Source organism: Streptomyces sp. NPDC127038 (assembly GCF_042725875.1).
In the GTDB taxonomy this organism is placed as follows: Bacteria; Actinomycetota; Actinomycetes; order Streptomycetales; family Streptomycetaceae; genus Streptomyces.
In genome coordinates this window covers 7,579-19,732 of the sequence record NZ_JBHXDQ010000041.1, presented here as the reverse complement: position 1 = coordinate 19,732, position 12,154 = coordinate 7,579, and the positions used below count along the sequence as shown (strand labels likewise).

The 12,154-nt window shown below is 73.7% G+C and carries 11 protein-coding genes; 5 read left to right on the top strand and 6 right to left on the bottom strand.

Annotation, left to right across the window (positions count from 1 at the left end):
* The first annotated feature begins 74 nt into the window (after nt 1–74).
* A complete protein-coding gene (locus tag ACFWI4_RS25600; protein WP_387200373.1) occupies nt 75–644 on the top strand; it encodes a hypothetical protein in 570 nt (189 codons plus the stop codon).
* A 30-nt stretch (nt 645–674) separates the two neighbouring features.
* Here the strand turns inward: ACFWI4_RS25600 and ACFWI4_RS25595 are convergent, their stop codons facing one another.
* The 5 genes from ACFWI4_RS25595 to ACFWI4_RS25575 all read right to left on the bottom strand — a co-directional run bounded on the left by ACFWI4_RS25595 (nt 675) and on the right by ACFWI4_RS25575 (nt 4,570).
* Nucleotides 675–1,049 carry a hypothetical protein gene (locus ACFWI4_RS25595; protein WP_355763800.1) on the bottom strand — a complete coding sequence of 125 codons (375 nt, stop codon included), beginning with the start codon at nt 1,047–1,049 and terminating at the stop codon, nt 675–677.
* 14 nt (nt 1,050–1,063) lie between these two features.
* The gene (locus tag ACFWI4_RS25590; protein WP_339129764.1) at nt 1,064–1,573 is read right to left on the bottom strand and encodes a roadblock/LC7 domain-containing protein; all 510 of its coding nucleotides are present in this window, start codon (nt 1,571–1,573) and stop codon (nt 1,064–1,066) included.
* A gap of 65 nt (nt 1,574–1,638) precedes the next feature.
* A complete protein-coding gene (locus tag ACFWI4_RS25585; protein WP_387200484.1) occupies nt 1,639–2,370 on the bottom strand; it encodes a transcriptional regulator in 732 nt (243 codons plus the stop codon).
* Nucleotides 2,371–2,447: 77 nt separating this feature from the next.
* The gene (locus tag ACFWI4_RS25580; protein ID WP_037628227.1) at nt 2,448–2,855 is read right to left on the bottom strand and encodes a hypothetical protein; all 408 of its coding nucleotides are present in this window, start codon (nt 2,853–2,855) and stop codon (nt 2,448–2,450) included.
* Nucleotides 2,856–3,208: 353 nt separating this feature from the next.
* On the bottom strand, nt 3,209–4,570 hold the full coding sequence (locus ACFWI4_RS25575; RefSeq protein WP_387200368.1) for a diaminopimelate decarboxylase: 1,362 nt from the start codon (nt 4,568–4,570) through the stop codon (nt 3,209–3,211).
* A 179-nt stretch (nt 4,571–4,749) separates the two neighbouring features.
* On the opposite strand from ACFWI4_RS25575, the gene hutU reads away from it, so the two are divergent.
* The 4 genes from hutU (at nt 4,750) to hutI (ending at nt 10,239) form a co-directional block, all read left to right on the top strand.
* Nucleotides 4,750–6,423, top strand: a complete 1,674-nt coding sequence (hutU, locus tag ACFWI4_RS25570) for a urocanate hydratase (RefSeq protein WP_339129758.1) — start codon at nt 4,750–4,752, stop codon at nt 6,421–6,423.
* Nucleotides 6,420–7,643, top strand: a complete 1,224-nt coding sequence (locus tag ACFWI4_RS25565) for an allantoate amidohydrolase (protein ID WP_387200365.1) — start codon at nt 6,420–6,422, stop codon at nt 7,641–7,643. Before hutU ends, ACFWI4_RS25565 begins: the two co-directional genes overlap by 4 nt.
* Nucleotides 7,637–8,992 (top strand): formimidoylglutamate deiminase, encoded by a 1,356-nt coding sequence (locus tag ACFWI4_RS25560; protein WP_387200481.1) that lies wholly within the window; start codon nt 7,637–7,639, stop codon nt 8,990–8,992. The genes ACFWI4_RS25565 and ACFWI4_RS25560 overlap by 7 nt, the downstream gene beginning before the upstream one ends.
* Before the next feature lie 71 nt (nt 8,993–9,063).
* Nucleotides 9,064–10,239, top strand: coding sequence for an imidazolonepropionase (hutI, locus tag ACFWI4_RS25555; protein WP_387200362.1), 1,176 nt, complete (start codon nt 9,064–9,066; stop codon nt 10,237–10,239).
* Between the two features lie 30 nt (nt 10,240–10,269).
* Here the strand turns inward: hutI and ACFWI4_RS25550 are convergent, their stop codons facing one another.
* On the bottom strand, nt 10,270–11,859 hold the full coding sequence (locus tag ACFWI4_RS25550) for a ricin-type beta-trefoil lectin domain protein (protein WP_387200359.1): 1,590 nt from the start codon (nt 11,857–11,859) through the stop codon (nt 10,270–10,272).
* Between the last annotated feature and the right edge of the window lie 295 nt (nt 11,860–12,154).

Sequence of the window (12,154 nt, the reverse complement as noted above, 5' to 3'; positions counted from 1 at the left end):
GCCCAAGGCATACGGGCGTGACGGCCGTCGTCGGCGCGCCTGTGGCATGCAGGCGCTGAGACGGGAGGCGGATCGTGGCGCGCGGAGGACAGGGACTGGCCCGGGTGGCCGTCGTGGTGCGGGCGGGAGCCGCGCCGCTGTGGTGGTGCGGGGTGACGGCGGCCGGGATCGGAGTGGTGCTCCCCGGACTGACCGGACGCAGGATCGGCGTCCTCGCGGGGGCCGCGCTGTTCCTCGTCACGGCGGTCGTGGTGGCGACCTGGCGCAGGAAGCGGTACGACGCCCTGGTCCGCTCGGCCGCCCGCGCGGGCAAGCACGATGTGCTCCAGGACCGCGCCGTGACCGTGCGCAACTGGCGCCGGGGCCACCGCTGGTGGCTGCTGCTGGCCTTCGCCGCCGCACTGGCCGCCTCCCTGGCGGTGCCCGCCGCGGGCGGCATGCTGCTCGCCGGCGCGGGCGTCGGACTGTGGCTCAAGGCCGCCCGGCTCGGGCGTGTCGAGCGGGCGGAGCAGGCACTGATCTGGGTGCGGGTCGACTGGCTCGGCCCGCGCGCCGGTGCCCCCGTGGGCAAGCAGGTGCGGGCCGTCCGGGCCACCGGAGTGGCGGCGGGTGACGCCGCGCCCGGTGGGGCGCGGCGTCACTGACCGGAACGGAACCGGACCCGGTGGCGCGGACTAGATCTCCAGATCGGCCTCGATCCGCTTCAACTGGTGCCGGGCCATCGCCAGGTTGGCCCGCTTCTGATCCAGGACCAGGTACAGGAACAGCCCGTTCCCGCCGCGGCCCTTCATCAGCCTGATCAGGTGGTACTGGTCGGACAGGGTGATGAGGATGTCCTCGATGTCGCCCTTCAGGCCCAGGTGTTCCATCGTGCGCAGCTTGGCGCGGACGACGTCGGTGTTGCCGGCGGCCGCGACGGTGAGGTCGAAGCTCTTGCTGCCACCGATGGTGCCCAGTGCCATGCCGCTGGTGTAGTCGACGAGGGCGGCCCCGGTCGCGCCCTCGATGGACGCCAGAGCCTCTTTGAGGGCGGTCTCGGTGTTCGTCATGATGGGGTGCTCCTTCAGCTCTCTGATGTTCTCGGGTGGTTGGTGGCAGGTGTGGACGTGGTACGCGGCGTGGTGCCGCGTGGGGTGCGCGTGCGCAGCGGGGTCTTCGCGGAGGGCTTGGCGGGTTCGGCGGGGGCCGGCTCGCCCCGGGCCGTGGCGGCGTCGACGAGTTCACCGATCCGGGTGCCGGAGCGCCGCCCCTCCAGGTGCAGCCGGCCGACGTTGACCCGGTCCTGGGCGAGCAGCGTCAGCACGGCCGAGCCGCCCGCCGCGTACGTCGCGACATAGCCGTGCACTCCGCGCACCAGCAGCTCGCGCAGGTCGCCGTGGCCGGTGGACTCGGCCATGCGTATGGCGACCCCCAGGGCGGCCGCGGTGAGCGCGGCCAGGCCGTCCGGCTCGACGCCGGGCGTGTCGTGGGCGAGGACGAGACCGTCGGCGCTGGCCGCGAGCGCTCCGGTCAGCTGGGGCACCCGGGCCCTCAGCCGATGGAGTTCGTCCAGGACTTCGGCCTCCGCCGCCATCAGCAGTCTCCTCTCGGCACGCTGTCGTAGCGCGCGGATCACAAGGCCTCCCGCGGGGTTGGGACTCACAAGGCCTCCAGCGCGTCTCTGAGGCGTCGCAGCAGAGCGACGTCGGGATCGGTGGAGGTCTGGGTGAGCACGCTGGGCGGGGGAAGCGGCTGCGGTTCGGGGGCGGCCGTCACGAGTCCGGCGGCGGCGAGCCGGCGCAGGTCGACGAGCGTGTGGAAGGCGGGACGCCCCAGCGCGAGGGACACGTCCGCCGCCGTGCGCACGCCGTCCACCCGGTCCAGGACGGCCTCCTGGCGCGCCGGCACGCTCGGCCCGGCGGCGAGCGGGGCACGCCGCAGCGGCGCGGTGTCGGTGGCCGGATCGGGCCAGATCCGGTGCAGGAGTTCCCGCCGGCGCACCGTCTCGCGCTCCAGCGCGGCGACCGGGACGGGACGGAGCGGGCCGAACCAGTGCGCGGCCCCGTACCGGAAGCGGCTCGGGGTGCTGCTCGGCCCGAGGACGAAGTAGGCGGCGTCGTACAGCGAACCGAGGTGGCACAGTTCGAGCGCTCCCTCCGCGATGCGCCCGCTGTCGATCAGGAACCGGCCCACCCGGCGGCGCGCCCCCGCGGTGGCGACCGCCTCCCGCCACACCTCGGGGGCCAGGACGCCGTGGACGGAGAACAGCACGTCGAGCCCGGGGGTGGCGGGGCTCTCGGCGTGCACCACCTCGCCGTCGGCGAGGTAGAGGGTGCCGCGCTCGCGGATGAGGACGCCGGTGGCCCGCTCCTCGGCGAGTCTGCCGAGCATGGGTGAGGCGCCGCCGGCGGCGCCCGGTGCCGGGTCCCTTGTCGGGAGCCGGGGCGGGGGAGGTGTCCTGACGGTGGTCATACGAGCACCAGCCGTCCGGCCATCTCGCCGAGCCGGATGCGGGCCAGGGCGAGATTGCCGTCCGAGCGGGCCAGCCACAGATGCAGGAACACGCTGCTGTCGAAGGCGGTCCGGACGAACCGCAGCACGTGGTAGCTGTCGCGGTTGCTGATGATCAGGTCTTCGATCGGGGTCTCCTGATCGGACCACTCGGACCAGTCGGAGCCGCCCTTGGGGGCGAACGATCGGTTCTCCGCGGCGAGCCTGGCCAGCTCGGCGGCCTCCGCCGCGGTCGTCTCGTGGTCGTCGCCCGGAGCGTCGCCGACCGTGCCCAGAGCCAGGCCGCTGGTCCAGTCGACCACCGAGGCGCCCCGGGCCCCGGGCAGTGTCATGGCCTCCAGCAGGCACTCGTCGATACCGGGCACCGTGTCTCCCTCCCGCCAAAGGGTTCGGCCGAGTGACGCCGAAGTTACGCACTGTGTGCACGGGAAGGGAGTGATCCGGCATTTTCCTGTGGAAAATGCCCGCGTTGACTAAGGTGGGTCGACTGACCACATTCTCAGGCGCGTTCAAACCCCCTGGGGGCGATTTGTGCTGCCCTGAAGCGGTGCGGTGGGGGCGCACAAGGGTGCGAGCAGGCGCCCGGCGTTCTCGGTGCGCCCTTGCCGGCGTCTACATCCAGCCTCGGGGCTCCGCCCGGACCCCGCGCCTCAAACGCCGGAGGGGCTGAATCTTCCCGCGGCTCTCTTCCCGCGTCGCTCGGCCGGAGGGGCTGGACTCACATGTCGGTGAGTGAGTCGGTGTGGGGGCCGCCCGATTCCGCGACGATCTCGGGGAGGGTCTGCGGCTCCCGTACGACCGCGAAGCGCACGGTGTCCCCCGCGGGGGCGAAGCCGTAGACGCCGGGGCGGGCCAGGGAGTTGTAGGCGTAGTGGTGGGCGAAGCAGTACGCGCCGGTGTCCAGCGCGGCCACGTGGTCGCCCGGTTCGAGCGCGGGCAGCGGGCGGCCCTCGGCGAGCAGGTCGCCCGCGAAGCAGGCCGGGCCCGCCACGTCCTGGACGACGTCGGGACCCTGCTTCGGCCGGCCCTTCGCGTCGTACGCGGCGATCCGCAGCGGCCACGACCCCGGCGCGTACACCGTGCGGGTCGCCACCTGCACCCCGGCGTGGGTGACCGCCACCGCCCGGCCCCCGGCGGACTTCGTGTACTCGACCCGCGCCAGCACCGTCCCGTGCTTGGCCAGCAGCGACCGCCCGAACTCGGTGACCAGCCTGTACCGCCCGTCGAACAGCCCCGGCGCCGCCTCCGCGAGCAGGCGCGCGTACTCCGCGTACGTCGGTGACATCGCGTCGGAGCCGAAGTCGACCGGCAGCCCGCCGCCGATGTCGACCGTGTCGACCTGCCGCCGTCCGACGTGCCGGTTGATCTCCTCCGCCAGCGCGTACGTCTCCGCCACGCCCCGCGCCAGCAGCGGCAGCGGCATGCCCTGCGAGCCCGAGTGCACATGGAGCCGGGTCAGCCACGGGCGGTCGGCGTACGCCTTCACGATCCAGGCGCGGGCCCCCTCGTCCCGCAGCGCGACCCCGAACTTGGACGTCGCCGTGGCCGTCGACAGTGCCCCGATCGAACCCCCGCCGACCTGCGGGTTCACCCGGATTCCCCGAGGGGAGGCGAGGGGCGGGGCGGGGGCCGCCGAGCGGACGAGGGCGTCGAGTCGGTCCAGTTCCTGGGGGCTGTCCGCGTTGACCGCGACACCCAGCGCCAGCGCCTCGCGCAGTTCGGCCGGCGTCTTGGCGGGCGAGTCGAACACGATCCGCTCCGGCGGGATCCCGGCCGCCGCGGCGAGCGCGAGCTCTCCGGGGCTCGCCACCTCCGCGCCCACCCCCGCCCCGTGCAGCAGTCGCAGGACGGGCACCAGGGGGGTCGCCTTCACCGCGAACGCGTGCAGCACCGGAGTGCCGGGGGCGGTCACCGCGTCGAACGCGGCGTGCAGCGCCGCGGCCGAGTCCCTGATGCCCCTCACGTCGAGGAGCGCCGCGACGGGACGGTCCTCGGTGAGGAGCCCCTGCTCCACGGCGGCCCGCACGGCGTCGTCCCGCCGCGCCACCCGTGTCGTGTCCGCGTTCTCCGCCGAAGACATCGCAGCCCCGCCCACCCCGTCGCCGCCCGCCCGATCCCCCGCCCTGTCCATGTCTGCGCCCATGCGTCCCAGACAAACATCCGGCGGGAGCGCGCGCCGGGCCGCGCGCCTATTGACTAGCCTTATTCAAGAAGTCAGGATGTGAATATCCGAAGCAACAGTCCGCTAGGAGGCAGACCATGTCAGGACCCCGCCCCGTCCGAGCGCCGCGCGGTACGGAACTGAGCGCCCTGGGATGGCAGCAGGAAGCCGCCCTGCGCATGCTCCAGAACAACCTCGACCCCGAGGTCGCCGAGCACCCCGACAAGCTCGTCGTCTACGGCGGCACCGGCAAGGCCGCCCGCGACTGGCGCTCCTTCGACGCCATGGTCCGCACGCTGCGCACCCTCAAGCAGGACGAGACCATGCTGGTCCAGTCCGGCCGCCCCGTCGGCGTCATGCAGACCCACGAGTGGGCCCCCCGCGTCCTCATCGCCAACTCCAACCTGGTCGGCGACTGGGCCAACTGGGAGGAGTTCCGCCGCCTTGAGCAGCTGGGCCTGACCATGTACGGCCAGATGACGGCCGGTTCCTGGATCTACATCGGCACCCAGGGCATCCTCCAGGGCACCTACGAGACCTTCGCCGCCGTCGCCGCGAAGAAGTTCAACGGCACCCTCGCCGGCACGATCACCCTGACCGCCGGCCTCGGCGGCATGGGCGGCGCCCAGCCGCTCGCCGTGACGATGAACGACGGCGTCGCCATCTGCATCGACGTCGACCCCCGCGCCATCGAGCGCCGGATCGAGCACCGCTACCTGGACGTGCGGGCCGACTCCCTGGAGCACGCCCTCCAGCTCGCCGTCGAGGCCCGCGACCAGCGCAAGCCGCTCTCCATCGGCCTCCTCGGCAACGCGGCGGAACTGCTTCCCCGCATGCTCGCCGAGGGCGCCCCCATCGACATCGTGACCGACCAGACCTCGGCCCACGACCCGCTCGCCTACCTCCCCGTCGGCGTCGACTTCGACGACATGGCCGACGCGGCCGCCAAGGACCCGGCCGGCTTCACCACCCGCGCCCGCGAGTCCATGGCCCGCCACGTCGAGGCGATGGTCGGCTTCATGGACGCCGGCGCCGAGGTCTTCGACTACGGCAACTCCATCCGCGGCGAGGCCCAGCTCGCCGGGTACGACCGCGCCTTCGCCTTCCCCGGCTTCGTCCCCGCCTACATCCGCCCGCTCTTCTCCGAGGGCAAGGGCCCCTTCCGCTGGGCGGCCCTCTCCGGCGAGGCCTCCGACATCCACAAGACGGACAAGGCGATCCTCGACCTCTTCCCCGAGAACGAGTCGCTGCACCGCTGGATCAAGCTGGCCGGCGAGCGCGTCCACTTCCAGGGCCTGCCCGCCCGTATCTGCTGGCTCGGCTACGGCGAGCGCGACAAGGCAGGCGAGCGCTTCAACGACATGGTGGCCTCCGGCGAGCTGGCGGCCCCTTTGGCCATCGGCCGCGACCACCTCGACTGCGGCTCCGTCGCCTCCCCGTACCGCGAGACCGAGGCCATGCTCGACGGCTCCGACGCCATCGCCGACTGGCCGCTGCTCAACGCCATGGTGAACGTCGCCTCCGGCGCCTCCTGGGTCTCCATCCACCACGGCGGCGGCGTCGGCATGGGCCGCTCCATCCACGCCGGGCAGGTCTCCGTCGCCGACGGCACCAAGCTCGCCGGCGAGAAGATCCGCCGCGTCCTGACGAACGACCCCGGCATGGGCGTCATCCGTCACGTCGACGCCGGCTACGACATCGCCGAGTCCGTCGCGGACGAGCGTGGCGTGCGCATCCCGATGCGCGAAGGTCACGAGGGCGGCGACGCGTGACGTTCCACAGCATGTGGGCGGAGCTGCTGCCGATCGGCCGCAGCTCCGCCTCCGGCGGCTACCGCCGGTTCGCCTGGACCGGGGCCGACACCGACTGCCGTGCCTGGTTCCGGCAGCAGGCCGAGTCCCGCGGGCTCACCTACGAGCTCGACCGCAACGGCAACCAGTGGGCCTGGCTCGGCGACCCCGCCGAGGGCGACGCCGTGGTCACCGGCTCGCACCTGGACTCCGTGCCCGACGGCGGCGCCTTCGACGGCCCCCTCGGAGTCGTCTCCTCCTTCGCCGCCCTCGACGAACTCCGCGCCCGGGGCGTCCGGTTCGCCAAGCCCCTCGCCATCGTCAACTTCGGCGACGAGGAAGGCGCCCGCTTCGGCCTCGCCTGCGTCGGCTCCCGGCTCGCCGCCGGACAGCTCACCGTCGAGCAGGCGCACCGCCTCACCGACGCCGACGGCATCACCCTGCCGCAGGCCATGGAACGCGCCGGACACGACCCCGCCGCCATCGGCCCCGACCCCGAACGCCTCGGCCGGATCGGCGCGTTCGTCGAACTCCACGTCGAGCAGGGCCGCGCCCTGGACCTCAGCGGCGACCGGATCGGCATCGCCAGCGCCATCTGGCCGCACGGCCGCTGGCGCTTCGACTTCCGCGGCGAGGCCAACCACGCCGGCACCACCCGGCTCGTGGACCGCCACGACCCGATGCTGCCCTACGCCGAGACCGTCCTCGCCGCCCGCCGCGAGGCCCGGCTCGCGGGCGCCGTCGCCACCTTCGGCAAGATCGCCGTCGAGCCCAACGGCGTCAACGCCATCCCCTCCCTGGTACGCGGCTGGCTCGACTCCCGCGCCGCCGACCAGGCCACCCTCGACACGGTCGTCGGCGGAGTCGAGAAGGCGGCCCGCGAGTACGCCGAGGCACAGGGCATCCAACTCGACGTGGTCCGCGAGTCGTTCACCCCCGTCGTCGAGTTCGAGCACGCCCTGCGCGACGAACTCGCCCGCATCCTGGGCAAGGAACGCGACGCCGCCCTGAACGTCCCCGTCCTCGGGACCGGGGCCGGACACGACGCCGGAATCCTCTCCGGAACCGTCCCGACCGCCATGCTGTTCGTACGCAACCCCACCGGTGTCTCGCACTCCCCGGCCGAGCACGCGGCCGAGGACGACTGCCTGGCCGGGGTGACCGCACTCGCCGACGTACTCGAAGGGCTGGCCTGCTGGTGACGCAGACGTACTGGCTGGAACACGCCTGGCTCGACACCCACGTCGAGCCAGGCGTGACCGTGACCGTGTCGGCCGACGGCACCGGTGCCGACGGCCGGGTCACCGACGTCCGCACCGGCGTCGACACCCCGCCGCCGGGCGCCGAGATCCTGCGCGGCCTCACCCTCCCCGGCCTCGCCAACGCCCACTCCCACGCCTTCCACCGCGCCCTGCGCGGCACCGTCCAGGTCGGCTCCGGCACCTTCTGGACCTGGCGCGAGATCATGTACTCCTTCGCCGACCGGCTGACCCCGGAGACCTACCACGCGCTGGCCCGCGCGGTGTACGCGGAGATGGCGCTCGCCGGAGTCACCGCGGTCGGCGAGTTCCACTACGTGCACCACGCCCACGACGGCACCCCCTACGCCGACCCCAACGCCATGGGCGAGGCCCTCATCGCCGCCGCGGCCGACGCGGGCATCCGCATCACCCTGCTCGACACCGCCTACCTCTCCTCCGGCTTCGGACAGCCGCCCAACCCGCACCAGCGCCGCTTCTCCGACGGCACCGCGGACGCCTGGGCGGAACGCTCTTCACTTCTCAAGGACCGGGATCACGCACGCATCGGCGCGGCGATCCACTCGGTACGGGCCGTGCCCGCCGGACAGCTCGCCACCGTGGCGCGCTGGGCCGAGGAGCGGCGCGCCCCGCTCCATGTCCACCTGTCCGAGCAGACCGCCGAGAACGAGGCCTGCCAGGCCGCCCACGGCCGCACGCCCACCCGCCTGCTCGCCGACCACGGCGTCCTCGGACCCCGCACCACCGGCGTCCACAACACGCACCTCACCGACGAGGACATCGCCCTGCTCGGCGGCTCCGGCACCGGCACCTGCATGTGCCCCACCACCGAACGCGACCTCGCCGACGGCATCGGCCCCGCCGTCGCCCTCCAGCGCGCGGGCTCACCCCTCTCGCTCGGCTCCGACAGCCACGCCGTCATCGACCTGCTCGAAGAGGCCCGCGCGATGGAGCTGAACGAACGCCTGCGCACCCGCACCCGCGGTCACTGGACGGCCGCCGCCCTGCTGCGCGCCGCCTCCGCCGACGGCCACGCGGCCCTCGGCTGGGACGACGCGGGCACCATCGAGACGGGCGCCCTCGCCGACTTCACGACGATCGCCCTCGACTCGGTCAGAACAGCGGGACCGGTGCCACGCCTCGGCGCGGAGACAGCCGTATTCGCGGCCACGGCTGCCGACGTCCGGCACACGGTCGTGGCGGGCCGGCACGTCGTGCGCGACGGCGCGCACACGCTCGTCCCCGACGTGCCCACAGCGCTCGCGGACGCCGTCCAGGCACTGCGCTCCTGACTCCGTGCCGGGCGGGGGACACCACCCGCCCGGCACCCCCCACCAGCAGTCCCGCCACCCCTGAGGACGCCATGAGCAGCACGACCGTCATCACCAACATCGCCAGTCTGGTCACCAACGATCCCTCCCGAGGTGACGGATCCCCGCTCGGTCTGATCCAGGACGCGGCCGTCGTCATCGACGGCGACCGCGTCGCGTGGACCGGTGAATCAAGCAAAGCACCCGCCACTGACAACCGGGTCGACGCCGGCGGCCGCGCTCTGATCCCGGGCTTCGTCGACTCCCACTCGCACCTGGTCTTCGCGGGCGACCGCACCCAGGAGTTCAACGCCCGCATGTCCGGCCGCGCCTACAGCGCCGGCGGCATCCGCACCACCGTCGCCGCCACCCGCGCCGCCTCCGACGAGGAACTGGAGCGCAACCTCACCCGCTATCTGCGCGAGGCCCTCCGCCAGGGCACCACGACCTTCGAGACCAAGTCCGGCTACGGCCTGACCGTCGAGGACGAGGCCCGCGCGCTGCGCATCGCCGCCTCGCACACCGACGAGGTCACCTACCTCGGCGCGCACATCGTCTCCCCGGACTACGCCGACGACCCGGCAGGTTATGTCGCCCTGGTGACCGGCGAGATGCTCGACGCGTGCGCCCCGTACGCCCGTTGGGTGGACGTCTTCTGCGAGAAGGGCGCCTTCGACGGCGACCAGGCGCGGGCGATCCTCACGGCAGGCAAGGCCAAGGGCCTGCACCCGCGCGTCCACGCCAACCAGCTCTCGTACGGCCCCGGCGTCCAGCTCGCCGTCGAACTGGACGCGGCGAGCGCCGACCACTGCACCCACCTGACGGACGCGGACGTCGACGCCCTGGCGAGCGGCGACACGGTGGCGACGCTGCTTCCCGGCGCCGAGTTCTCCACCCGCGCCCAGTGGCCCGACGCCCGCAGGCTGATCGACGCCGGTGTCACGGTGGCCCTGTCCACCGACTGCAATCCCGGTTCGTCCTTCACCTCGTCCGTGCCCTTCTGCATCGCGCTCGCGGTGAGGGACATGCGGATGACCCCGGACGAGGCCGTGTGGTCCGCGACGGCGGGCGGCGCGCGGGCGCTGCGCCGCGACGACGTCGGCCGGATCGCGCCGGGAGCCCACGCGGACCTGACCCTGCTGGACGCGCCCAGTCACGTCCACCTCGCCTACCGCCCGGGCGTCCCCCTGGTCACCGGCGTCTGGCGGCGCGGCGTCCGCGAGATCTGAGCCCGCCGACGGCGGGGGGCCGCGACCGCGTCAGGCGTGGCCCGCCCGCCAGCGCTGGCCCGTGCCCCCGTTCAGCGGCACCAGGGACAGCCCGTCGTCGCCGTCCGGTGTCACCGCCGTCTCGATGGCCACGGCCGGGCGGATCACGCCGTCCGCGTCGACGGTGAACCGGAGGTTGTCGCCGTGGTCGCCGTCGAGGGAGGAGCACTCCCAGATGCCCACGCCCCGGTCCACCGACCCGCGGCTGTCGAGGCAGAAGCCGTCGTCGGCGGCCGACCGCAGCGAACCGCTGTCGGTGTCGACGCGCCAGCGCTGGGTCGAGGAGGAGGTGCAGGGCGCCGTGACCACGTCCGTGCCCTTCTCCAGGTCGCCGTCCCGGATGTCCAGACACAGCCCTGAAGCGACGTTCACCACCTGGGCGTAGGAACCGCCCGGCGGCCGGAACACCACGGACGGGGCCGGATCGGGGCTCGGTGACCCGGGCGGCGCCGGCGTACGGGACGGGGAGGGCGACGCGGAGGCCGCCGACGGCGAGGGCGAGGCCGAGACCGAGGGGGAGGGCGCGGACGCCGACGGGGTGACCGGGACCGTGGCGGTGACCGTCACCGCGGGCGGCGCCGGTGTGCCGACCGATCCCGCCGCGCCCGTGGACGGTGTCCCGCCGGGGGACAGCAGCAGGAACAGGACCGGCGCCAGGGCCACGCCGAGCGCCGCCGCCGAGGTCAGGACGACCCGCCGGGACGGCGGCCAGGGCAGCACCGACGCCCGCGGACCCGCGGGAGGCCCGGACGGGACGGGCGCCGCCCCCGGCACGCCGGCCGTGACGTACGCCGTGCCCGCCCAGGGAAGCAGCCCCTCGGCCAGCGCGGTGCGCGGATGGTCCCGCAGGGCGGTCAGCTCCTCGTACGCGGCCGAGCAGTGCGCACAGTGCGCCATGTGGGTGTTGAGGTCCGTGCTGGAGCGGGGGTTGTCGGGCCGCACCGACTCCTCGATCAGCCGGCGGAAGTCCCCGCAGCGGGGATCGTCCGACGCGGCCAGCCGGTACCGCAGACAGGCCTGGCCCAGCGACTGGAGCGCCTGCTCGGTGCCGTACGTGACGTCCTCGGGCGTGAGGCCGAGCAGGACCGCCGTCCGCTGCGCGGGCTCGCGCTCCACGACGGCGTACCAGATGAGGCCCTGGGCGCGGGACGGCAGCGACTGGAAGGCGGGGAGCAGGGAGGGGACCGGTCCCGAGGGGCCCGCCGTGCTGAGGACGAGGAGCAGACCGGGGTCGAGGCCGGCGGCCCGCTGGTCCCGGGCCCAGGAGGCGGCCGTCCGCCCCGCGAGCAGCAGGAGCTGGTGCCGCCAGGGGACGTTCGGGTCGATGCCGCGTGCCGTCTCGCGGGCCGCGAGGGTGAAGGTCTGCGCGGCGAGCTGGCCGGCTCCGGACTCACCGGTGGTGCACAGCCGGGCGTAGGCGAGGACCGGGGCGCGGTGGCGCGCGCGGAGTTCCTGGAGGGCCGTGTACGCCGTCGCGGTGCCGGCGCGCAGCAGTTCGGTCAGCCGTGCGTCGGACGCCCCCGCCGCCCGGTCCTCCCCCTCGGCCGCGGTTCCTCCGCCGGCAGGGTCGCCCTGCGCCATGTCCGTCCGCCTCCCCGCCCTTGGTGCGTGTTCGTCCCGTCCTGACGTACCGGCCAGTTTGGGATGCCCATAGTGACGGGATCGGCCCTGTGGGGAAAGAGTTGCCGGACAACGAATCCGTGGGAGCGCTCTCAACCACAGGGCGAGGTAAGGGAGTTGTCCGGAAAGGGCGGAGCGGCCCGGCGCGCTCGGCGCCCGGGCGCCCCCGCGGACCCGCCGCCGGGGGCCCGGAGTGCCCAACAAACAACACCGGGAAGGCCCAGTGAGATTTAAACAAATGAAGCGGGCCACCAAC

What these genes read in the sequence shown, in the direction of transcription:
- hutI (WP_387200362.1), top strand. Translation starts at nt 9,064, where the DNA reads ATGAGCAGCACGACCGTCATCACCAACATCGCCAGTCTGGTCACCAAC.
- ACFWI4_RS25585 (WP_387200484.1), bottom strand. Translation starts at nt 2,370, where the DNA reads ATGCTCGGCAGACTCGCCGAGGAGCGGGCCACCGGCGTCCTCATCCGC.
- ACFWI4_RS25550 (WP_387200359.1), bottom strand. Translation starts at nt 11,859, where the DNA reads ATGGCGCAGGGCGACCCTGCCGGCGGAGGAACCGCGGCCGAGGGGGAG.
- ACFWI4_RS25595 (WP_355763800.1), bottom strand. Translation starts at nt 1,049, where the DNA reads ATGACGAACACCGAGACCGCCCTCAAAGAGGCTCTGGCGTCCATCGAG.
- ACFWI4_RS25590 (WP_339129764.1), bottom strand. Translation starts at nt 1,573, where the DNA reads ATGGCGGCGGAGGCCGAAGTCCTGGACGAACTCCATCGGCTGAGGGCC.
- hutU (WP_339129758.1), top strand. Translation starts at nt 4,750, where the DNA reads ATGTCAGGACCCCGCCCCGTCCGAGCGCCGCGCGGTACGGAACTGAGC.
- ACFWI4_RS25575 (WP_387200368.1), bottom strand. Translation starts at nt 4,570, where the DNA reads ATGTCTTCGGCGGAGAACGCGGACACGACACGGGTGGCGCGGCGGGAC.